We start from the raw sequence: 21,458 nt of genomic DNA, 5'->3' as shown, positions 1-21,458 counted from the left end.
GCTCAATTCACCCCAGAGTATTTCGTGCAAGAAAATGGAGTTGGCATGCTGACAGTCACCGAGGATCGCTTTGCATTGGCCGAAGTGTTCACAATCGCACGCGGATCACGCACGCATGCAGATGTGCTGACCATTGATATCACACGCGATGGTGTGCGCGGACGGGGTGAATGCGTGCCTTATGCGCGTTACGATGAAACGCTGGCATCAGTGCGCGCGCAGATCGAAAGGTTGCCCGCCGGGGTAACGCGTGCCGAGGTGCAGGACGCGCTGCCTGCCGGGGCCGCGCGCAATGCCGTGGATTGCGCATTATGGGATTGGGACGCAAAGCGCGCGGGGCGGCGGGTTTGGCAGCTCGCGGGCCTTGCGGAACCGGGGCCAATGCAAACTGCCTTTACCCTGTCGCTGGACAGCCCGGACAAGATGGAAATTGCGGCACGCAAACATGCCCACAGGCCGTTGTTGAAAATCAAGCTTGGAACCCCGGACGACATGCCCCGTCTGGAGGCCGTCCGACGTGGTGCGCCGGATACACGGATTATCATTGATGCCAATGAAGGCTGGAGCGCCGAAGTCTACAGCGATCTGGCACCGCATTTGCTGCGGCTGGGTGTTGCCATGGTGGAACAGCCCCTGCCCGCTGGCAGTGACGGGATGTTGGGCGAGATTGCGCGCCCGCTGCCGGTTTGTGCCGATGAATCTTGCCATGACCGCGCCAGCCTGCCCGCGTTGCGCGGAAAATATGACATGGTCAATATCAAGCTGGACAAGACCGGCGGACTGACCGAGGCCCTGGCCCTGCGTGATGCCGCACGCGCCGAAGGATTTACCGTTATGGTCGGTTGCATGGTCGGCAGTTCGCTGGCAATGGCCCCTGCCGTTCTGGTGGCCCAAGGCGCTGAGATCGTGGATCTGGATGGCCCGCTTTTGCTGGCCGAGGATCGCGCAACACCGCTTCACTATGATGAAAAGGGTGCTCATCCCCCCTTGCCTGCGCTCTGGGGCTGACTACTCTTCCCCAAGCCCTGCGCATGCGCTATGCAAGGCGCGAATTCGGAGGATAGCCAGATGCCAAGATACCGCTCTCGTACGACCACGCATGGACGCAACATGGCCGGGGCCCGCGGGCTATGGCGCGCCACAGGCATGAAGGAAGATGATTTCGGCAAACCGATCATCGCCATCGTGAACAGTTTCACGCAGTTTGTGCCGGGCCATGTGCACCTGAAGGATCTGGGCCAGATGGTCGCGCGTGAGGTCGAGAAGGCGGGCGGCGTGGCCAAGGAATTCAACACCATTGCGGTGGATGACGGCATCGCCATGGGCCACGACGGGATGCTGTATTCGCTGCCGTCACGCGAGATTATCGCGGATTCAGTGGAATATATGGTCAATGCGCATTGTGCCGATGCGATGGTGTGCATCTCCAATTGTGACAAGATCACACCTGGCATGCTGATGGCTGCGATGCGTCTGAATATTCCTGTGGTCTTCGTCTCTGGCGGACCGATGGAGGCAGGCAAGGTCGATGCCGATGGGGTGCAAAAGGCCGTTGACCTTGTCGATGCGATGGTTGTCGCAGCAGATGACAAATACACAGACGCGCAGGTGCAAGCGATTGAAGAGGCCGCCTGTCCCACTTGCGGGTCATGCTCGGGTATGTTCACAGCCAATTCGATGAATTGCCTGACAGAGGCACTGGGCCTGTCGCTTCCAGGAAATGGATCGACACTTGCAACCCATGCTGACCGCAAGAGGCTGTTTTTGCGCGCGGGCCATCTGATCGTTGATCTGGCCAAACGTTATTACGAGCAGGATGATGACAGCGTCTTGCCGCGCAAGATCGCGTCCTTCAAGGCGTTCGAGAATGCAATGTCGCTCGATATTGCGATGGGCGGATCTACCAACACAGTGCTGCACCTACTGGCCGCCGCGCATGAAGGCGAGATTGAATTTACCATGCAGGATATCGACCGCCTGTCGCGCCGCGTGCCTTGCCTGTGCAAGGTCGCGCCTGCCAAGGACGATGTGCATATGGAAGATGTGCACCGCGCCGGCGGGATCATGTCTATTCTGGGCGAGCTGGATCGCGCCGGGCTGCTGCATGCAGATTTGCCCACTGTTCATAGCGCGACAATGGGCATGGCGCTGGATATGTGGGATATCAAGCGCACGGACGACCCGGACGTGCATGACTTCTACCGTGCGGCCCCGGGCGGCGTGCGGACAACGCAGGCTTTCGGGCAAGACAAGCGCTACGGCGAGGTTGACGCAGACCGCGAAAAAGGTGTGATCCGCAACAAGGAACATGCCTTTAGTCAGGATGGCGGGCTGGCCGTGCTGTTTGGTAATCTGGCTGAACAGGGCTGCATTGTGAAAACCGCAGGCGTGGATGAATCGATCCTGAAATTCTCTGGCCCTGCGCATGTATTCGAAAGTCAGGATGATGCGGTCAGCGGCATTCTGACCGGCAAGGTCAAGGCCGGTGAAGTGGTCATCATCCGGTACGAAGGCCCGCGCGGCGGGCCGGGCATGCAGGAAATGCTGTACCCAACTAGCTATCTTAAATCCAAAGGTCTGGGCAAGGCCTGTGCGCTTATCACTGATGGGCGTTTCTCTGGGGGGACATCTGGTCTGTCCATCGGCCATGTCAGCCCCGAGGCAGAGGAAGGCGGCCTGATCGGGATCGTGGAGAATGGCGATCTGGTCGAGATCGACATTCCGAACCGCACCATTCATCTGGCCGTGGATGACGCAACCCTTGCTGCGCGCCGCGCGGCACAGGATGAAAAAGGTTGGGTGCCTGCCAAACCGCGCCCCCGCAAGGTGACAACTGCATTGCGCGCCTATGCGGCGCTGACCACCTCGGCCGCGATGGGCGCTGTCCGAAAACTGCCTGAAGGGATGTGAGATGAGCCGCGTCGTTTATGTGAATGGTGACTACTTGCCAGAGGGCGAGGCCAAGATTTCGATCTTTGACCGCGGATTTCTGATGGCAGACGGGGTGTATGAGGTTACCACCGTTATCGACGGGAAGCTGATCGATTTTGATGGCCATTTTAACCGGCTGGAACGCTCTCTGAACGAGTTGGATATCGTAAACCCGATGGACCGCGAGGAATGGCTGGACGTTCATCGCCAGCTTGCAGCGCAAAACGCCGTAGAGCAGGGCATGATCTATCTACAGGTCACCCGTGGTGCGCCTGGTGATCGGGACTTCATCTTTCCGGACCCGGAAACCACCACACCCACTGTGGTGTTGTTCACACAATCCAACCCCGCATTGGTTGACAGCCCCAAGGCAAAGAAGGGCATCAAGGTAGTTACCATTGATGACATTCGCTGGGGTCGCCGCGATATCAAGACAGTTCAGCTACTCTACCCCAGCATGGGCAAGATGATGGCCATCAAACAGGGCGCGGATGATGCGTGGATGGTGCAGGATGGCGCGGTCACCGAGGGCACCTCGAACAATGCCTATATCATCAAGGACGGGCGGATCGTGACGCGGGCGCTGTCGAATGACATCCTGCACGGGATTACCCGCGCGGCCGTGCTGCGTTTCGCGCGTGAGGCGCAGATGCCGGTTGAGGAGCGCAGCTTCACAGTGGAAGAGGCGAAATCAGCAGATGAGGCATTCGTGACCTCGGCCAGCACCTTTGTTATGCCGGTCGTCCAGATTGACGGCGTAACACTGGGCGAGGGCGTGCCGGGGCCGATGGCGCTGCGGTTGCGCGAAATCTATATCGAAGAGAGCCGCAAGGCTGCGATCTGACCCAAGCGCGGTTCAGTGCGGCTGGTTAACCAAAATACGGGCCGATCTGACTGGATCGGCCCTTCCCCTCACAAGTCCCGAGCATCAAAAACCTGCACTGCGCCGGGTGGAACAGTTGAACGATTCTCCAGAATGATAATTGGTCTGCCCTCAAGCTGGATCTGAACCTCATTCGCCTGCGCATCCTCTACGAACGTTATCGGGATCTGCGGCATGTCGGGCGTCGCAAACCAATTGGCGACATCAATCACGATACGCTCATCGTCTTCGAAATCCGTGATCCGCACGACCCCGCTTTCACCCGTCCAACCTTGAAAGCCGACCGCGATATAGAACTGATCCTGCCCCTCTCCCCCCGTCAGCACGATATCGCCCGATGTCATGGGCAGCAGATAGACAGAGATGAAATCATCGCCTGGGCCGCCATCGACCTCTGCACCCCCATCACCGCTCAGCATAATTTCGAGCCCATCGTCACCGGGACCGCCGAAGAAACGCCCTTGCCCCTCGATCAGATCCACACCGGCACTGCCGATGACGGTCGTGTTCGGACCAATCGCTTTAACCGTCAGGAAGGGTGATATAGCGGGATCACGGGCAGAGGCATCGACAGTCGCGCCGTCTTGGACAAACAAGCTGCGGACCCACTCAACCTCAAGGCCTCCATCCGCCCAGGTTGCATTCATTCCGCCCATCTCTGTCAGCACCGCGCTCAAGTCGGGTTCGCTGCCAAGAAACTCCACCAAGCCGTTCGTTTCGCCACCTTCGATCACAGTGGTTCCGTCCGCGCCCTCCAGCATCGTCACGCGCATCCCGACAAATTCATCCGCTGTGATGGTATTGTCGCCACCCCCGATGCGCAGATTCAATGTACCTTCATCGGCCAGATAGACTGTATTCGTCCCGCCCTGAAGATTGACATCCAGACCCCCGCGCCAGGCCGAAATGTCATTCGTCCCATCAGTTGCTGTCACTGTGAAACCGCCCGGCACGCTGCCAACACTGACGACGTTTTCGCCTGATCCGAGGATAACCGAAGTGACATTCGTCAAAAGCGTCGGCTCCACGTCATCGCCTTCGATGCGCAGATAGATATTGTCCTCGTCGTCTTCGATGATCGAGGCACTCCCGCTGACTTGTGACAGGTCGAGGATATCGGCGCGAGCCGCAACACCGACCAGTTCACCGCCCCCCGAATAATCGTCGGTGATTACAAATGACAGCGACCCATCCGGGCTTTCGATGATCTCCACACCTTCTGGCGTCCCTGTGACCTGTGGCGGGAATTCGAAACCGGCCCCGATGACTTGCAGCGCATCGAAATCCTTGACCAGCGCTTCCAGCGCCGCTTGCATGTCACCGCCCCCATAACTGGACAGTTGTACAACATTCACACCATTGACTTGCACCATCAGCCCCTCGCCATCAGGCGCTTCGGTGCCGGTCAGCACAACCGGCCCGGGCTCATCGGGCAGCAATGTACTGTCAAGCAGGTCCAGAATCAGCCGGTCGGTATCCGGGTTGAAATCGTCAATCACTGCCGGAGCGACGGGCTGGCCGAAAAAATCCAGCAGCGTGCCATCATCGCGCACGCCAAGAAGCTCTATGCGGAAGGTATCTGCCCCCTCCCCGCCAATGAGCACCGCACCGCCGCCGACAGAGACAAGCACATCATCTCCATCGCCGCCAAACATAGTGCTGTTGCCGTAACTTATAAGAACGTCATCACCGCCAAGACCAAATAGGGTTTCGCCACCCAGGCTTTCCAATCGGTCGTTTTCTTCGGTGCCAAGGATCACCCGATCTGCGGATGTGTCCTCTTCCTCGTTTGGAGTTGCCGGTTCTGTGGCGGCATCGTTGTCAGAGTTGTTTGAAGTCAACATGTCACTGAGAACGGCCATCGCCCCTGCGCCAAGCAGCAATAGCAGGTAACCATATTCCATAATGAAATCCGAAATAAAATAATATCATGAAATTCTGGGGTGTATCCGCTTACGAGTCAATGTACCTTGGAGATGAGGGTGATAAACAGCCAAGTTTCTTGCGGTTCTGGACCCGGCACATAGTGCCGCCATGAGTGATAAGGGTCAGCTTTGCGGGATTTTGTGGCCCATCAGTTGCGCGGAGTCGAGGCCGGGGGCCACCGCGCATCGCCGGGCCGGTCACTCCCGCATCGGGCGCGATGGCGTCCGGCGCACAATAAGGCAGCCTGTATCCCTGTCAAAATCTGCGCGGTAGGCAAAAGCATCTGTCCCCGCTGGCCGCTCAAATTCTGCGCAGACCCGCGCTGTCGCGGCCGAGATCTGGGTGATCTGATAGGGCATATCCGTTTTCGGATCTGTCAGCCGCGCGGGCTGGGGGCAAATATCTGAGATGTCGTCAGGCGCAAGGCCCTGATCCAGCAGGCAAGTCAGATGCCGGCCCAACGTATTCAGGTCGGTCATACGCTGCGCATCGCGCCGTTCGGCGCGGGCCTGTTCTGGCCCGCCAATCGTCACCACGGCAGCCACCACAACAGCCAAGCTTAACAGTATCAGCGCAAGTGCAGGTGCGCGCATGTCAATCATCCGCCAGAAAACTGCGAAACCAGGCAATGATCAGCCCCGCCACCAGTGCCACAACCGCGGCCTTCAGAAGAAATTGCAACGTCATGTCACCATTCAGAAACGCAAACACCACGGCAATCGCATCTGCCAACAACACCAGCGCTGCCAGAAACACAGTGACCGCCCCGAAATTCTTGCGCGTGGGCGACCGACGCTCGCCGGGATTGGCGCGCGCGGCGCGATCTGTGCGCGCCTGTAACCACAGGAACAGGGGCAAAACCACGACAAGAACAGCAATCGACCAGCGCATGGACCGTGCTGTCCCATAGCCAGACCTGCTATCCGGCTCTGGCAACCATATCTCGATCAACCAAAAGGAAAGCGCCACCACATTCCATGTGACAGACAGCAGAGCAAAGAACAGCAGCGCGTAGGTTGCGGCCTCTGCCGCGTTGAGGGACGGGCGCGGGCGTGGCACGGGCAACCGCAATCCATGATCCGACCACCCTGCCAAGGCGCTGTCAATTTCCGGGTCCGACCAGCCCGCGCGCCCCAACGCATCGCGCAATTCTTCTGCACTATGGCCCGCGCGAAACCCGTCCTGTACAAAAGCGGCAAGCTGATCTGCGGGTTTCATCGACTATGTCTTTCGGCCCACATTCTCGGCAAAGGACTTCTCAAAAGCGGCCTGTTTCTCAGGGCTTGCTTCGGTCTGGTGCTTATCGCGCCATTCCGAATAGGGCATCCCGTAAACGATTTCACGCGCTTCTTCCTTGTTCATGTCGATACCGCGTGCATTGGCTGCTTCCTGATACCAGCGCGACAGGCAGTTGCGGCAAAAGCCCGTGAGGTTCATCATGTCGATATTCTGGACATCGGGGCGTTTGTGCAGCAAGTGATCCATCAGCGTGCGAAACGCTGCGGCTTCAAGTTCTATCCGGGTCTGTTCATCCATGCTCATACTCCCTTGAATAGGCTGTAACTTGCGCTTGCGTCGCATCTGCGTCAAGCCTGACGAGACTTGCAAATCAAACCGGACCTGATAGATGATTGCGCTAACGGTTTCAGTTTCTGGGTGTCCTGTCATAAACCCTGCTTAGGCTGACATGCGGCGCTGCGCCGGTAGAAAGGAAATTGTATGACCTCCCCATTGCGTCGTCATCGTATGATCAAGATCGTGGCAACCCTTGGCCCTGCCTCTTCCAGCTACGAGATGATCCGTGCACTTTTCGAAGCAGGCGCAGATGTCTTTCGGCTGAACATGAGTCACGGCAGCCATGACGAGATCGCGGCGCGCCATGCAATTATTCGGCAGGTTGAGGCCGATCTGGGCCGCCCAATCGCCATTCTGGCCGATTTGCAGGGGCCAAAACTGCGTGTTGGAACCTTCGCCCAGTCGTCTGTGGAACTGGAGGACGGGCAGAAATTCAGGCTTGACCTGAATGAGGCCGAAGGTGACGCAACACGCGTGAATCTGCCACATCCAGAGATTTTCAAGGCATTGGAACCGGGCGCGGAACTGCTGGTGAATGATGGCAAGATCCGCTTGCGCGTGAATGCCTGCGGCCCCGATTTTGCCGATTGCACCGTGACTGTGGGTGGCACAATCTCAAACCGCAAGGGCGTGAATGTGCCAGAGGTCGTGTTGCCACTGGCCGCCTTGTCAGAAAAGGATCGCAACGATCTTGAATTCGTCTGCCGGTTGGGTGTGGACTGGCTGGCGCTGTCATTTGTGCAACGCGCCTCGGACGTGACGGAAGCGCGAACACTGACGCAGGGCCGCGCTGCAATCATCTCCAAGATCGAAAAGCCGGCCGCGATCAAGGCGTTTGATGAAATTCTTGCTGTGTCAGACGGGATTATGGTGGCGCGCGGCGATCTGGGTGTGGAACTGCCGGTGCAGAACGTACCGCCAATCCAGAAGCGCCTTGTGCGCCGGACGCGTGCCGCCGCCAAGCCGGTCATCGTGGCCACCCAGATGCTGGAATCGATGATCGAAAGCCCGATGCCCACCCGCGCCGAAGTGTCCGATGTTGCGACAGCCATTTATGAGGGCGCAGATGCCATCATGCTGTCGGCAGAATCCGCCGCCGGTCAGTTCCCGATCGAGGCAGTGACCACAATGAACAACGTCGCTATCGAAGTTGAAAGCGACCCGACCTATATCGAAATCATCGACAGCTCTCGCAAGGTCAATCACCACACGATTGCTGATGGTATTGTCGCGGCTGCGCGGGAGTTGGCAGAGAAAACCGATATCGCCGCGATCTGCTGTTTCACGGAGTCCGGGACAACCGCTAATCTTGTGGCGCGTGAGCGCCCACATGTGCCGATCATCGCGATCACCCCCATCCAACCCGTCGCACGCAGGCTTGCCCTGATCTGGGGTGTGCATTGCGAGACGATCACTGGCGATGTGGAGCGCTTCAAGAAAGCGGTCATCAACGCTGTGCGCGTGGCGCGGAAATATGAATTCGCAACCGAAAAGGACCAGATCCTTGTGACTGCGGGCATCCCCTTCAACCAGCCCGGCACAACGAATATCCTGCGCGTCGCACCCTGCGCGGAACACTTGATCATGACGGGCGAGCCGGAGTAATTTGCGGCACCTATTTTACGGCGCATCATGGATCACGCGACACTCTTTCTGGCCGGGGCCTATCTGTTACCGCTTGCTTTCGTAAGCTTTGTCAGTGCGTGGGCACATGGCCGCAAACCGGTATTTGCGGCGTCGCTTCTGATACTGGGCGCAGGCTTGATTGTTTTCGTAGCGATTGACCGGCCCGAAGGCATGTATCAGCTTCATGAGATACCGCTTTTGACAACGCAATTTGTCGCGCGGGTCGCTGCGCTTTTGTAACACCCGCTCTTGCGCAGGCTGGCGTTCTGCGTTAAGCGGCGCGCTCTAACCAGAATGCGGCCGGCCAAGAGGCATGCCGAGTCGCATCAACCACCCTCCACCGAAAGGAGACGGAAATGCCTAAGATGAAGACGAAATCCGGCGCTAAAAAGCGCTTCTCCATGACAGCCACAGGCAAGGTCAAGGCAGGTCAGGCAGGCAAACGCCACGGCATGATCAAGCGGACCAAGAAATTCATTCGCGACGCGCGCGGTAATACAATCCTGTCCGATCAGGATTCGCGCATCGTCAAGAAATATATGCCCTACGATCGCTAAGGAGCAGCTGTCATGTCACGTGTAACATCCGGCAAAGTCACCCACGCCCGTCATCGCAAGGTCGTAAAGGCCGCCAAAGGCTATTATGGCGCGCGTTCGCGCAACTTCCGCACTGCAACGCAGGCTGTGGACAAAGCCAACCAATACGCCACCCGCGACCGCAAGGTTCGCAAGCGCAATTTCCGCGCATTGTGGATTCAGCGCATCAACGCAGCGGTGCGCGAGATTGATCCCTCGCTGACCTATTCGCGTTTCATCAACGCGCTGGGCCTGGCCGGGATCGAAGTGGACCGCAAGGTTCTGGCCGATCTTGCTGTGCACGAACCCGATGCATTTGGCCAGATCGTCGCCAAAGCCAAGGCTGCAATGGCCTGAACTGCGCCAAACTGAAATTGAAGCCCCGCAATACCGCCGTATTGCGGGGTTTTTGCTACCCAAATGCCTTGACCCAAAGGTCCGCGCGCCGTAATAGAGCGCAACCTTTGGACGAGATTCGGCCAAGGGTCTTTGCGTGTTTCCATACCTGGCCGCTTCATCAGGATCAGGAAGCATTGCTGCGATATGACAAGCGTGACCTACCTCTGGCGGGCATTTCGATGGACCCGGTCGAAGACCAGAGCTCTTGGGCAGCATCACCGACGCAGAAAAACTGCGTGCATATGAGAGGATTTGCGATGAACCTGATCGCACAGATAGAAGCCGAGCAGATTGCAGAGCTTGGCAAGGAAATTCCCGATTTCAAGGCGGGCGACACCATCCGCGTTGGCTACAAGGTGACCGAGGGCACGCGCTCGCGGGTGCAGAACTTTGAAGGCGTGTGCATCGCGCGCAAAGGTGGCGATGGAATCGCTGCTTCTTTCACAGTGCGCAAAATCTCGTTCGGCGAAGGCGTAGAGCGTGTGTTCCCGCTGTATTCGACCAATATCGACAGCATTTCGGTTGTGCGTCGTGGCCGTGTTCGCCGTGCGAAACTGTATTATCTGCGCGACCGTCGCGGCAAATCTGCCCGTATCGCCGAAAAGACCAACTACCGTCCGCTTGACGCGAAAGCCTGAGGAGCGCAGCCATGAAATCCGAAACTCATCCCGATTACCACTTGATCAACGTCAAGATGACCGATGGCACCATCGTTCAGATGAAATCGACCTGGGGCGCCGAAGGTGACACCCTGTCGCTCGACGTGGACCCAAGCGTACACCCCGCCTGGAACGGTGGCAGCAGCCGTCTGCTGGACACAGGTGGCCGTGTGTCGAAGTTCAAGAACAAATATGCTGGCCTTGGTTTCTGAAACCTGCCGCAGAACGTTCGGAAAGGCGCGGGAAACCGCGCCTTTTTTGTTTTCAGACAAACCCTTGCATGACTGATGAGAATGCTTGTATCCGCCTTGCGGCCAGCCTAGATGGACGCAGGCATATTCGGGGCAAGGTAGCGGGGCATTCGCGATGGCGCATATCATCGTGGTCGGCAATGAAAAAGGCGGATCGGGCAAGTCAACGGTGTCGATGCATGTCTCGGTGGCACTGGCCCGCATGGGGCAGCGTGTCGGGGCGATGGACCTTGATGTCCGCCAGCTAAGCTTTGGCCGCTATATCGAGAACCGCCGCAACTGGGTCAAGCGTTCGGGCGTGGACCTGCCAACCCCGCGTTTTCAGCCGTTACCCGATGCGGCAGATTTCGACATCCCCGAAGGCCCACAATTGCACGACGCCCGCATGGGTGCGGCGCTGGAAGCGCTCAGCGCGGATTGTGATTATATTGTCATTGACTGTCCGGGCTCTTACACAAGACTAAGCCAATATGCCCATTCCGTGGCCGATACATTGATCACCCCGATCAATGACAGTTTCATAGATTTCGATTTGCTGGCCCGGACAGACCCGGAAACCGGCGAGGTATTATCCCCCTCAATCTATTCCGAAATGGTCTGGAAGGCGCGCCAGACACGCGCGCAGGCAGGGTTGCGCCCGCTGAACTGGGTCGTTTTGCGCAACAGGATGGGCACCACTGCCATGCATAATAAGCGCAAGGTGGGCGATGCGCTGGAAGTCTTGTCCCGGCGCATCGGTTTTCGTCTGGCACCAGGGTTCAGCGAACGCGTGGTGTTTCGTGAATTGTTTCCTAAGGGGCTTACGCTGCTGGATCTGCGCGACCTGGGAAGTGAACCCATGACCATGTCCCATGTCGCAGCCCGACAGGAATTGCGCGACCTTATGGGCGCGCTGGAATTGCCAGATCTTCAGATCAGTGTTTGATATATCCTCGATCTGGCAGCCGCGCATCAAGGTTCTCCGAGAGCAGATCAATCCGCGTATTGACGCGCTCATCCGGCTCCGCCTTGGCCTTGGCCTTGCCAAATGACATGAATGGCATCTTGGGTTCACTTGCCTTCGGTGTGCTGACTTCCGACAGAAATTGGAACATCGGCTTTTCCTTCCACATGGTTAACGCCCCTAGTTTTGCTTAGGGGTAACGGCGAAAATGTGGCGCCATCTGGGCCATTTGCCGGATTCGCATATTTCAGGAAGGTGCTGCACCCCAGGCAAAGAACAGCTTGAGGTGCAGCGAAATAGTATGTCACGGCGAAATCAAGAACAGCGTGATCGCAGGGAATGCGACCAGAATCACAACACGGATCAGATCAGATGCCACAAAGGGCATGACCGCGCGATAGGTATCGGTAATCCTTGTTTTCGGGTCCATCGCATTGATGACAAACAGGTTCATGCCAACTGGTGGGGTAATCAGACCCACTTCAACAACGATCAGAACCAGAATACCGAACCAGATGGCCGTCATCTCGATATTGGCGCGTTGCAGCGCCAGATCATTGACGCGGCGCAAGCCAAGGGCCTGAATCTGCTCGCGCGACAACTCGGCGCCTGCGGCCAATGCAGCTTCGATACTTCGCAGCATTTCCGGCGCCACCTCCACCCCTGCACGGAACGCCTCTCTGGCGCGTGCAGCGTGCAAGTCGGCCATGGTGACAAAGTTGAAATCCAGCTCCATCATGATCGGCCAGAAGATCGGGATGGTCAGAAGGATCATTGACAGGCTGTCCATCACGCAGCCAAGGATCAGATAGAAGCACAGGATCAGAAGCAGCACCATCAACGGGCTGAAACCGGAACCGCCCACCCATGCTGCAATACTCTGCGGCACCTGCGTCAGTGCCAGAAACCCGTTATAGAACGCCGCGCCAAAGATGATGAAGAAGATCATCGCGCTGGAACGCGCTGTGACATAGAAGCTTTCGGCCAGCGTCTTGCGTGTCAGCCCGCCATTGACCCAGGCAATCAGCCCGGTGCCAAATGCGCCCACGGCGGCCCCTTCGGTTGGCGTGAACCAACCTGCATAGATCCCCCCGACAACCAGCCCGAAAACCACCATCACCGGCCAGACCTTGACCAACGCGCGGAACCGTTCGCCATAGGCGATCCGGGGGCGCGTGCCCGCCGAATCGGGGTTCACGCGCACATAGATCGAGATCACGATCAGATAGCCAAGCGCGGCCATGATACCGGGAACGAAGGCCGCAAGAAACAGCTTGGCGATGTTCTGTTCTGTCAGGATAGCATAGATCACCAGCACCACGGATGGCGGGATCAGAATACCCAGCGTCCCCCCCGCAGCCAGCGTCGCGGTCGAAAAGCCCCCCGCATAGCCGTAGCGCTTGAGTTCCGGCAGCGCCACGCGACTCATCGTGGCGGCAGTTGCCAGCGAAGACCCACAAATTGCCCCGAACCCTGCGCTGGACCCGATCGCTGCCATTGCAACCCCACCCTTGCGATGGCCCAGCCATCCTTCGGCGGCCTTGAACAATGCCTGTGACATCCCCCCAAGGGTCGCGAAATGCCCCATCAGCAGGAACATTGGAATAATCGACAGCGAATAGCTGGCAAAGGTGGTGAAAGTTTCCGTCTGCAAACGCGAGAAGGGCATATTCGTGCTGCCCGTGACCAGCACCAGCCCGACCAGCCCTGTCACAAACATGGCCAGACCTATGGGCACCCGCAGGAAGATAAGCGTCAGAAGGGCAGGAAAGGACAGTAGCCCTATAGTCATCGCGCTCAATGCTCGCCCTCCCCGCTTTCGCCGATGATATCCTTGCCACCAAAGGCTTCGAGCATTCGGACGTACACCATGTAAACCGCCACAATGACAGCGACCGAAGCCGCTGCCATGCAGGCCGCGTAGGGCCACCATACGGGCCATTCAAGCAGATATGTCGTCTGTCCGCTGCGCATCCGGCTGGTCATGCCAACCGACAGGCGCCACGCGATCAGCGCGATAGCGGCCAGAAAGATCACCTCTATCACCAGCCGCAACCAACGGTTTGTCGTGTCGCGCAGGAACGCGGTGAAGATATCAACGCGCGCATGACCTGACGTGATCTGACACAAGGGCAGGAAACAGAAAATCGCAAAACCCATGCCCAGTTCTGTCAATTCGTAGTCACCATAGATCGGGCCGATTCCAAGGCCCAGCAGCCAGGTTGCGACGCCAGGTGCCACTGTCTGCATCATATCGGAATTCAGCGCCGAACTGAAATGACGGCCAAGAATTGAAACACAAGTCATCAGGATCACGACCGAAAGCACAATGCCCCCGATCATCGCCAGACCCCGCGACGCTGCCATCATGAACGCATGCATAATCTTCATATCCCTGAAGTCTGGGGCGCGGAAGGACGGCCTTTGCCCAAAGCAAAGGCCGCCCGGATACTGCGGATCGCGTCAGTTCGCGGCTTCGTATTCCGCCATCAATTCGCGCGCACGGTCGATCAGGGCCTGTCCATCCTTGCCCCGCCCTTCCATATCGGCAATCCAGCGGTCATATATCGGTTCTGCCAGCGCTTTCCATTCTGCAACTTCCTCTGCGGGAATGGTGATGATGTTATTACCCATTTCCTCGGCCATTTCGCGCCCCGGCGCATCGTAATCCTGCTGCGTGCCACCCGCAAAGATCGAGAATTCCAGACCGGAATTCGCATCTATCACCGCTTTCAGGTCATCAGGCAGCGCATCATAGGTTGGCTGATGCATCGCCAGAACAAATGTCACCGTATACAGCATCTCGCCTTCGAATTCGGTGTGGTTCTCGACCAGTTCGGGGATGCGCAGCGACGGGGTGACTTCCCAAGGCATGACAGCCCCGTTGATAACGCCGCGCGACAGGGATTCTGGTGTCTGTGCGATTGGCATCCCGACAGGGGTTGCGCCCAGCGCTTCCAGCAATTGCACCGTCAGCCGCGAGGGGCCACGCAACTGCATGCCGCGCAGGTCCGATGGCTGGGTTACCGGGTCTTCGGTATGAATGACGCCCGGCCCATGCACCCAGGTCCCGATCATTTTCACATCGGCGAATTCTTCCTGCATCGATTCTTCGAACATCGTCCAATAGGCATGTGACGCAGCACGCGCATCAGTCACCATGAAGGGCAGTTCAAACACTTCGGTGCTGGGAAAGCGCCCGGGCGTCAGGCCGACAACCGTCCAGATCACATCGGCACTGCCAGAGACTGCCTGATCATACAATTCGCCCGGCGTTCCGCCCAACTGCATGGACGGGTAGCGGTCTACCTTGATGCGGCCTTCGCTGTCCTCCTCGACGCGATCAGCCCAGACATCCAGAATATGTGTCGGCACATTGGCTTGCGCTGCCAGAAAATGGTGTAGCGTCAGCGTGACCTCTTGGGCCAGTGCTGCACTGCTGCTCAGTCCAAGGCTTAGCGCGCCCAATGCCGCGCCGCCCATCAGCCCCAAAAGCGGTCTGCGTTTCATCATGATCTCCTCCCGTAAGATAATGTTGCATCCGCAACGATCTATGTGAAAGCACAAGAATCCCTCTCACGCTACTGTTTTTTCGACCGAGCGGTTGATTTTGTTTGTTTTGCGACCTGCGCTATCCGTGTCGTCAATGAAACAGCGGTTCACATTCCCCAAGATTGAACCGCCTTTGATCAAGAAAGCAAGATTTGATTCGCCTTCGCAGTTGCTAGTCATGGTCGCGGCGGGCAAAGTAGCGTCGGCTGACGGGTTTGGCGCAGGGAATGTCATGGGCGCTGCAACACTATCGGAACTGACGCTGTCCCAGCCAATCCGCGCGGGCAGTTTTATCGTAACCGTCTTTGGTGACGTGATAGAACCGCGCGGTGGCGAGGTCTGGATCGGCAATCTTATTGAATTCTGCGCCCCTTTCGGGATCAGTGAAACCCTGATCCGCACGGCCGTATCGCGCCTTGTCAGCGCGCAGCAACTGGTCGGGTTGCGCAAAGGCAGACGCAGTTACTATCGACTGACAGAAGCCGCGCGGGCGGAATATCGGCAAGCCGCAGACATCATTTATGGCCAACCCGATGACCGCGAATGGCGCCTTCTCTTCTTTGCTGAAGCTTCGTCAACCCTCCAGATCGAGGCGCTTGGCCTGCATGGATATGTGTCGCTGAATGACCATTTTGCCTTTGGCCCTGCGCGCGGGGCCATCCCGGAAACGGCCCTGGCCTTGACCGCCTCCGCCGTTGGTGCGCCAGATTACTTGCAAGACTTGGGCGCCACATTGTGGAATCTGGACGCGCTTGGGCAGGACTATGAGGGGTTTCTGACGCTGGCCTCTCAGATCGGAAACATGCGCGACCTTTCTCCCCCTGACGCTTTGCACGCGCGTGTTCTGCTGGTTCACGCATTCCGCCAGATCATCTTGCGCGACCCCCGCTTGCCCTGCGCAGCCCTGCCACCCGACTGGGCCGGGCAGCGCGCGCGAAGAGTGTTTGCGCAGCTTTATCTAGACCTGAGCGATGCGGCTGATTCGCATGTCGCGGCCAATTTTCATAGCTCTGATGGCGCGTTGGACGGGGACAGCGCAAGCCGCTACGCACGGTTGCGACAGAGCCTGAGCCCCTGAAATTCTTGTATTTTCTGAAATTCAAATCCAAACATCACAAAAATATTTAAAAATAGCTTTGAGATGTGACATATGATGCGTATTGTCTGACCAATCGGTCGGGCTTAGCCGGTCTTGCTTTGGGAGGAGCACGCTTGCCGCACGCATTCATCTGTGACGCACAGCGCACCCCTGTCGGGCGCTATGGGGGTGCCCTTGCATCAGTTCGCGCTGATGATCTGGCAGCGATTCCGTTGCGTGCACTGATCGAGCGCAGCCCGTCCCTGAACTGGGGCGCTGTTGACGATGTGATCTATGGCTGTGCAAATCAGGCGGGCGAGGATAACCGCAATGTTGCACGCATGGCCGCGCTGCTTGCGGGCCTGCCTGTCGATGTGCCGGGGATCACGGTCAACCGCCTCTGCGCTTCGGGGCTGGATGCAGTGGGCATGGCGGCGCGGACCATCCGTGCGGGGGATTGCGGACTGATGCTGGCAGGCGGCGTCGAAAGCATGAGCCGCGCGCCGTTTGTCATGCCAAAGGCTGAAGCAGCGTTTTCACGCAGCAATGCGGTCTATGACACAACGATTGGCTGGCGGTTCATCAATCCAAAGATGCAAGCGCAATATGGCGTCGATTCCATGCCCCAGACCGCCGACAATGTCGCTGCGGATTGGGGCGTGTCACGCGCGGATCAGGACGCCTTCGCCCACCGTTCGCAAACGCGTTGGGCGCGGGCACAGGAAAGCGGGCACTTCGCGGACGAGCTTTGCACCGTTGAAGTGCCACAACGCAAGCGCGATCCGCTGGTGATCGACCGCGATGAACACCCCCGCCCCGATACGACACCTGACACGCTTGCAAAACTGCGCGGGATCAATGGCGCTGATCTTACTGTGACCGCGGGCAATGCCAGTGGCGTCAATGATGGTGCGGCAGCACTTCTGCTAGCCTCGGAAGAGGTGGCACGCGCGCAGGGTCTGACCCCGCGTGCCCGTGTCGTTGCGATGGCCGCCGCCGGGGTAACGCCGCGCTTGATGGGCATTGGCCCGGTGCCAGCCGTGCGCAAGGCACTGGCACTTGCAGGGCTGACAATCGACGATATGGACCTGATCGAGTTGAACGAAGCCTTTGCCGCCCAGGCGCTGGCTGTACTGCGTGATCTTGGCCTGCCCGATGATGCACCCCATGTGAACCCCAATGGCGGCGCCATCGCGATGGGCCATCCGCTGGGCGCATCTGGCGCGCGTATGGTGACAACCGCACTATGGGAACTGCACCGAAGCGGCGGGCGCTATGCACTCTGCACCATGTGTGTGGGCGTGGGGCAAGGTGTCGCCCTGATACTGGAACGAGTCTGACCAAGGAGTCCTGTCATGTATGCACAGATGGTTAAATCCGAAGCGAGTAATGACGACCCCGCCTTGCTTGCCGCGTTTCAGGCGCGCATAGATGCGGGCGAGAAGATCGAGCCGAAGGAATGGATGCCCGAAGGCTACCGCAAGACACTGATCCGCCAGATCGGCCAGCACGCCCATTCCGAGATTGTGGGCCAATTGCCCGAAGGCAACTGGATCACCCGCGCACCGACACTGGAACGCAAGGCGATCCTGCTGGCCAAGGTGCAGGATGAGGCAGGGCATGGCCTGTATCTCTATTGCGCCGCCGAGACACTGGGCGTTTCCCGCGACGAGTTGACCGAAGCATTGCTGTCGGGGAAAATGAAATATTCTTCCATTTTCAACTACCCGACCCTGACCTGGGCCGATATGGGCGCAGTTGGTTGGCTGGTGGATGGCGCGGCAATCATGAATCAGGTGCCCTTGCAGCGCACCAGTTTTGGCCCCTATGCCCGCGCGATGGTCCGAATCTGCAAGGAAGAAAGTTTCCACCAGCGCCAAGGCTATGACATCATGATGAAGATGGCCCGCGGCACGCCTGAACAAAAGGCGATGGCACAAGATGCGCTGAACCGCTTCTGGTATCCAAGCCTGATGATGTTCGGCCCATCCGACAAGGATTCGGTCCATTCCGCACAAAGCATGGCGTGGAAGATCAAGATGAACACCAATGACGAGCTGCGCCAGAAATTCGTCGATCAGACCGTACCTCAGGCCGAATATCTGGGCCTGACCATCCCTGACCCTGCTGTGAAATGGAACGAGGAAAAGGGCGGTTACGATTTCTCGGAACCGGACTGGACGGAGTTCTTCGAGGTGATCAAGGGCAATGGCCCCTGCAATGCCGAGCGGATCGAGGCACGGCAAAAGGCGTGGGAAGACGGCGCGTGGTTTCGCGACGGGCTGATGGCCCATGCCGCGAAACAGCGCACAGCACAGGTCGCGGCGGAATAGGTGATCTGGCTCAGGGGGCTTTGCCCCCTGCGGCCTGCGGCCTGCGGCCTACCCCCAGGATATTTTGACAAGGATGAAAGGGCGAAGCGATGTCCAGTGAGTGGCCTCTATGGGAAATCTTCATTCGCGGCCAGCATGGGTTGAACCACCGTCATGTGGGCAGCCTGCACGCGCCCGATGCCGAGATGGCGGTCAAACATGCGCGCGATGTTTACACCCGGCGCAATGAGGGCGTGAGCATCTGGGTGGTGCCATCCAATGCGATCACGGCGTCGAGCCCGTCGGAAAAGGGACCATTGTTCGAGCCGTCAAATGCGAAAGTATACCGGCACCCGACATTTTTCGACATTCCCGACGAAGTGGGGAAAATGTAATGAGCGTGGCGCTGGATCTGGATGTGGCCCTGTTTGAAGGCCTGTGTCGCTTGGGCGACAGCACTTTGGTTCTGGGGCATAGGGTGTCAGAATGGTGCGGCCATGCGCCTGTGCTGGAAGAAGACATTGCATTGGCAAATGTCGCGCTGGACCTGATCGGGCAGACGCAGATGTGGCTGGGGCTGGCCGGTGAGGTTGAAGGCAAGGGGCGCGATGCGGATGCGCTGGCATTCCGCCGCGACGTCTGGGATTTTCGCAACCTGCTGCTGGTCGAGCGCCCGAATGGCGATTTCGGCCAGACCCTGATGCGCCAGTTCCTGTTTGACGCATGGCACCAGCCAATGTTGAAGGCGCTGGAAGGGTCCGGCGATCCGCGTATCGCCGCGATTGCCGCCAAGGCGGGCAGGGAAGTGGCCTATCATCTGGAACGGTCGGCCGATCTGGTGATCCGTCTGGGCGATGGCACGGCTGAAAGCCATACGCGAATGCAAAGCGCACTTGACCGGCTTTGGCCCTATACGGGTGAGATGATGATGGCGGATGACACCGACCGCGCATTGGCCGAGGCCGGGATCATGCCCGCACCTGACAGCATCCGCCCGCAATGGGAGGCATTGGTAACCGAGGTTCTGTCAGAAGCCACTCTGAAAACGCCCGATCAGGGTTTCATGCACAAAGGGGGCAAGCAGGGCACGCATTCGGAACATCTGGGCCATATGCTGGCAACCATGCAATGGCTGCAACGCGCCTATCCGGATGCGACATGGTAGAGCTTGCGCAGGTCTGGGACTGGTTGGCAGAGGTGCCCGACCCTGAAATCCCTGTCATCTCGGTCACCGAACTGGGGATCGTGCGTGATGTAGCCTATGAGGGTGACACTCTGGTTGTGACCGTGACGCCCACCTATTCTGGATGCCCGGCCACTTCGGTCATCAATTTCGAGATCGAAAAAGCCCTGCGCGCGCAAGGGGTTGACAAGCTGCGGCTGGAGCGCCGCCTTGACCCGCCTTGGACCACCGACTGGCTTGCATCTGAAGCGCGCGAGAAGCTGCGCGCCTATGGCATTGCACCGCCCATTGACGGGACCGGCGCGCAAGGGGTGGTTGCAGGCCGGATCAACCGGCTGACGGGCGCCGCATTGGTCGTGCCCTGCCCGCGCTGCGGGTCAGAGCAGACACAAAAGGTCAGCCAGTTCGGGTCAACCCCGTGCAAGGCGGCCTATCAATGCCGCGACTGTCTGGAACCGTTCGATTATTTCAAATGTATCTGAGGTCCGAAAGATGAGCCGTTTTCACCCGTTGCAAGTCACCGAAGTGCTTCATGATACGCGCGATTCCGTGATCGTGACCTTGCAGCCCAAGGATAAGGACGCGTTTCGCTTTGTTCAGGGTCAATACCTGACATTCCGGCGCGACTTTGACGGGCAGGAGATACGCCGCTCCTACTCGATCTGTTCGGGGCTGGATGATGGCCGCTTGCGGGTAGGAATAAAGCGGGTCGAAGGGGGCGCGTTTTCAACATGGGCCAATGAGAACCTTGCCCCCGGTGACACGCTGGAGGCGATGCCGCCAGCGGGCAATTTCCATGTGCCACTGACGCCCGAACAGGGGCGGCATTACCTTGGCTTTGCCGGTGGGTCCGGCATTACGCCTGTGCTCTCAATCATCCGCACTGTGCTGGCAAGAGAACCGAAATCGCGATTCACACTGGTCTATGCGAACCGGCAGATCAGCTCGATCATGTTCCGCGAGGAACTGGAAGACCTGAAGAACATGCATCTGGGGCGGCTGACGGTTTTGCATGTGCTGGAACAGGACGCGCAGGAAATCGAGTTGTTCACCGGCCGGATTGATGCCGACAAGATGGCGGCGCTGTTCACCCATTGGATTGACCCTGCATCGGTAAATCTGGCCTTTATCTGCGGACCAGAGCCGATGATGCTGACAATTGCGGGCGCCTTGCGCGAGCATGGGCTGGAAGAGGGGCAGATCAAGTTTGAATTATTCGCCTCGAACCAGCCGGGGCGGTTGCAGCAAAGCGCAAAAGCCAAAACGCAGGCGGCCAGTGGCAAGACCTGTGCCCTGACCATCACTCTGGACGGAACCACCCGCAATCTGGACCTGCCGCTGGATGGCACCTCAGTGCTGGATGCCGCCCTTGGGGCCAGTCTGGACGCGCCTTTTGCCTGCAAGGCCGGTGTCTGTTCGACCTGCCGCGCCAAGGTCCTGGAGGGTGAGGCTGAAATGGCTGTGAACCACGCCCTGGAGGATTACGAGGTCCGCCAAGGCTATGTGCTGACCTGCCAGTGCCTGCCGCTGAGTGATCGGCTGGTCATCAGCTATGATGAATAAAG

25 protein-coding genes are annotated in these 21,458 nt (G+C 58.4%); 17 read left to right on the top strand and 8 right to left on the bottom strand.

Annotated elements, in window-relative coordinates; translation table 11 throughout:
- The first annotated feature begins 45 nt into the window (after positions 1-45).
- From dgcA to EV660_RS08440, 3 genes are read left to right on the top strand one after another with little or no spacing between them, the layout of a single operon-like run.
- The gene (gene dgcA / locus EV660_RS08450; RefSeq protein WP_071479904.1) at positions 46-1,008 is read left to right on the top strand and encodes an N-acetyl-D-Glu racemase DgcA; all 963 of its coding nucleotides are present in this window, start codon (positions 46-48) and stop codon (positions 1,006-1,008) included.
- A 60-nt stretch (positions 1,009-1,068) separates the two neighbouring features.
- Positions 1,069-2,910: a dihydroxy-acid dehydratase gene (ilvD, locus tag EV660_RS08445; RefSeq protein ID WP_100319068.1), complete on the top strand. Its 1,842-nt coding sequence runs from the start codon at positions 1,069-1,071 to the stop codon at positions 2,908-2,910.
- Between the two features lies 1 nt (position 2,911).
- Positions 2,912-3,775, top strand: a complete 864-nt coding sequence (locus tag EV660_RS08440; protein WP_071479905.1) for a D-amino-acid transaminase — start codon at positions 2,912-2,914, stop codon at positions 3,773-3,775.
- 68 nt (positions 3,776-3,843) lie between these two features.
- Here EV660_RS08440 and EV660_RS08435 read toward each other — a convergent pair whose 3' ends face one another.
- From EV660_RS08435 to EV660_RS08420, 4 genes are all read right to left on the bottom strand, one after another.
- A complete protein-coding gene (locus tag EV660_RS08435; RefSeq protein WP_071479906.1) occupies positions 3,844-5,718 on the bottom strand; it encodes a calcium-binding protein in 1,875 nt (624 codons plus the stop codon).
- A gap of 219 nt (positions 5,719-5,937) precedes the next feature.
- Positions 5,938-6,333: a hypothetical protein gene (locus EV660_RS08430; RefSeq protein ID WP_100319067.1), complete on the bottom strand. Its 396-nt coding sequence runs from the start codon at positions 6,331-6,333 to the stop codon at positions 5,938-5,940.
- Position 6,334: 1 nt separating this feature from the next.
- Positions 6,335-6,958, bottom strand: coding sequence for a DUF5671 domain-containing protein (locus tag EV660_RS08425; RefSeq protein ID WP_071479908.1), 624 nt, complete (start codon positions 6,956-6,958; stop codon positions 6,335-6,337).
- A 3-nt stretch (positions 6,959-6,961) separates the two neighbouring features.
- Positions 6,962-7,276: a DUF1244 domain-containing protein gene (locus EV660_RS08420; protein WP_071481925.1), complete on the bottom strand. Its 315-nt coding sequence runs from the start codon at positions 7,274-7,276 to the stop codon at positions 6,962-6,964.
- A 195-nt stretch (positions 7,277-7,471) separates the two neighbouring features.
- Between EV660_RS08420 and pyk the strand changes: the two genes are divergently transcribed.
- From pyk to EV660_RS08385, 7 genes are all read left to right on the top strand, one after another.
- Positions 7,472-8,920, top strand: a complete 1,449-nt coding sequence (gene pyk / locus EV660_RS08415; protein WP_071481926.1) for a pyruvate kinase — start codon at positions 7,472-7,474, stop codon at positions 8,918-8,920.
- Between the two features lie 27 nt (positions 8,921-8,947).
- Positions 8,948-9,181 (top strand): hypothetical protein, encoded by a 234-nt coding sequence (locus EV660_RS08410; protein ID WP_071479909.1) that lies wholly within the window; start codon positions 8,948-8,950, stop codon positions 9,179-9,181.
- Positions 9,182-9,297: 116 nt separating this feature from the next.
- Positions 9,298-9,498, top strand: coding sequence for a 50S ribosomal protein L35 (gene rpmI, locus EV660_RS08405; protein ID WP_071479910.1), 201 nt, complete (start codon positions 9,298-9,300; stop codon positions 9,496-9,498).
- 12 nt (positions 9,499-9,510) lie between these two features.
- Positions 9,511-9,873: a 50S ribosomal protein L20 gene (gene rplT, locus EV660_RS08400; protein WP_071468041.1), complete on the top strand. Its 363-nt coding sequence runs from the start codon at positions 9,511-9,513 to the stop codon at positions 9,871-9,873.
- Between the two features lie 299 nt (positions 9,874-10,172).
- Positions 10,173-10,553 (top strand): 50S ribosomal protein L19, encoded by a 381-nt coding sequence (gene rplS / locus EV660_RS08395; protein ID WP_071479911.1) that lies wholly within the window; start codon positions 10,173-10,175, stop codon positions 10,551-10,553.
- A gap of 11 nt (positions 10,554-10,564) precedes the next feature.
- Positions 10,565-10,786, top strand: coding sequence for a 50S ribosomal protein L31 (gene rpmE / locus EV660_RS08390; RefSeq protein ID WP_071468043.1), 222 nt, complete (start codon positions 10,565-10,567; stop codon positions 10,784-10,786).
- A 154-nt stretch (positions 10,787-10,940) separates the two neighbouring features.
- The gene (locus EV660_RS08385; RefSeq protein WP_071479912.1) at positions 10,941-11,750 is read left to right on the top strand and encodes a division plane positioning ATPase MipZ; all 810 of its coding nucleotides are present in this window, start codon (positions 10,941-10,943) and stop codon (positions 11,748-11,750) included.
- Here the strand turns inward: EV660_RS08385 and EV660_RS08380 are convergent.
- From EV660_RS08380 to EV660_RS08365, 4 genes are all read right to left on the bottom strand, one after another.
- Complete coding sequence (locus EV660_RS08380) at positions 11,740-11,919, bottom strand: hypothetical protein (RefSeq protein ID WP_071479913.1); 180 nt, start codon at positions 11,917-11,919, stop codon at positions 11,740-11,742. The two genes, EV660_RS08385 and EV660_RS08380, sit on opposite strands and share 11 nt — an antisense overlap.
- Before the next feature lie 153 nt (positions 11,920-12,072).
- Positions 12,073-13,569: a TRAP transporter large permease gene (locus tag EV660_RS08375; protein ID WP_071479914.1), complete on the bottom strand. Its 1,497-nt coding sequence runs from the start codon at positions 13,567-13,569 to the stop codon at positions 12,073-12,075.
- Entirely contained in the window at positions 13,566-14,159 is a 594-nt protein-coding gene (locus tag EV660_RS08370) for a TRAP transporter small permease (protein ID WP_244927324.1), read from the bottom strand. The genes EV660_RS08375 and EV660_RS08370 overlap by 4 nt, the downstream gene beginning before the upstream one ends.
- 72 nt (positions 14,160-14,231) lie before the next feature.
- Positions 14,232-15,281, bottom strand: a complete 1,050-nt coding sequence (locus tag EV660_RS08365) for a TRAP transporter substrate-binding protein (RefSeq protein ID WP_071479915.1) — start codon at positions 15,279-15,281, stop codon at positions 14,232-14,234.
- 133 nt (positions 15,282-15,414) lie between these two features.
- Here EV660_RS08365 and EV660_RS08360 point away from each other — a divergent pair, with 133 nt between their 5' ends.
- From EV660_RS08360 to EV660_RS08330, 7 genes are all read left to right on the top strand, one after another.
- Positions 15,415-16,398: a PaaX family transcriptional regulator C-terminal domain-containing protein gene (locus EV660_RS08360; RefSeq protein WP_084634721.1), complete on the top strand. Its 984-nt coding sequence runs from the start codon at positions 15,415-15,417 to the stop codon at positions 16,396-16,398.
- A 134-nt stretch (positions 16,399-16,532) separates the two neighbouring features.
- Positions 16,533-17,738: a 3-oxoadipyl-CoA thiolase gene (pcaF, locus tag EV660_RS08355; RefSeq protein WP_071479916.1), complete on the top strand. Its 1,206-nt coding sequence runs from the start codon at positions 16,533-16,535 to the stop codon at positions 17,736-17,738.
- A 15-nt stretch (positions 17,739-17,753) separates the two neighbouring features.
- Complete coding sequence (gene paaA / locus EV660_RS08350) at positions 17,754-18,731, top strand: 1,2-phenylacetyl-CoA epoxidase subunit PaaA (protein ID WP_071479917.1); 978 nt, start codon at positions 17,754-17,756, stop codon at positions 18,729-18,731.
- Positions 18,732-18,820: 89 nt separating this feature from the next.
- The gene (paaB, locus tag EV660_RS08345) at positions 18,821-19,105 is read left to right on the top strand and encodes a 1,2-phenylacetyl-CoA epoxidase subunit PaaB (protein ID WP_071479918.1); all 285 of its coding nucleotides are present in this window, start codon (positions 18,821-18,823) and stop codon (positions 19,103-19,105) included.
- Entirely contained in the window at positions 19,105-19,875 is a 771-nt protein-coding gene (paaC, locus tag EV660_RS08340; protein ID WP_071479919.1) for a 1,2-phenylacetyl-CoA epoxidase subunit PaaC, read from the top strand. Before paaB ends, paaC begins: the two co-directional genes overlap by 1 nt.
- Positions 19,869-20,375 (top strand): 1,2-phenylacetyl-CoA epoxidase subunit PaaD, encoded by a 507-nt coding sequence (gene paaD, locus EV660_RS08335; RefSeq protein WP_100319065.1) that lies wholly within the window; start codon positions 19,869-19,871, stop codon positions 20,373-20,375. The genes paaC and paaD overlap by 7 nt, the downstream gene beginning before the upstream one ends.
- A gap of 10 nt (positions 20,376-20,385) precedes the next feature.
- On the top strand, positions 20,386-21,456 hold the full coding sequence (locus tag EV660_RS08330) for a 2Fe-2S iron-sulfur cluster-binding protein (RefSeq protein WP_071479921.1): 1,071 nt from the start codon (positions 20,386-20,388) through the stop codon (positions 21,454-21,456).
- Positions 21,457-21,458 lie beyond the last annotated feature (2 nt).

This window comes from Roseinatronobacter bogoriensis DSM 18756, from assembly GCF_004366635.1.
GTDB classification, from domain to species: Bacteria; Pseudomonadota; Alphaproteobacteria; order Rhodobacterales; family Rhodobacteraceae; genus Roseinatronobacter; species Roseinatronobacter bogoriensis.
The sequence above is the reverse complement of the archived record's forward strand: the minus strand, read 5'-3'. Positions and strand labels throughout refer to the sequence as shown.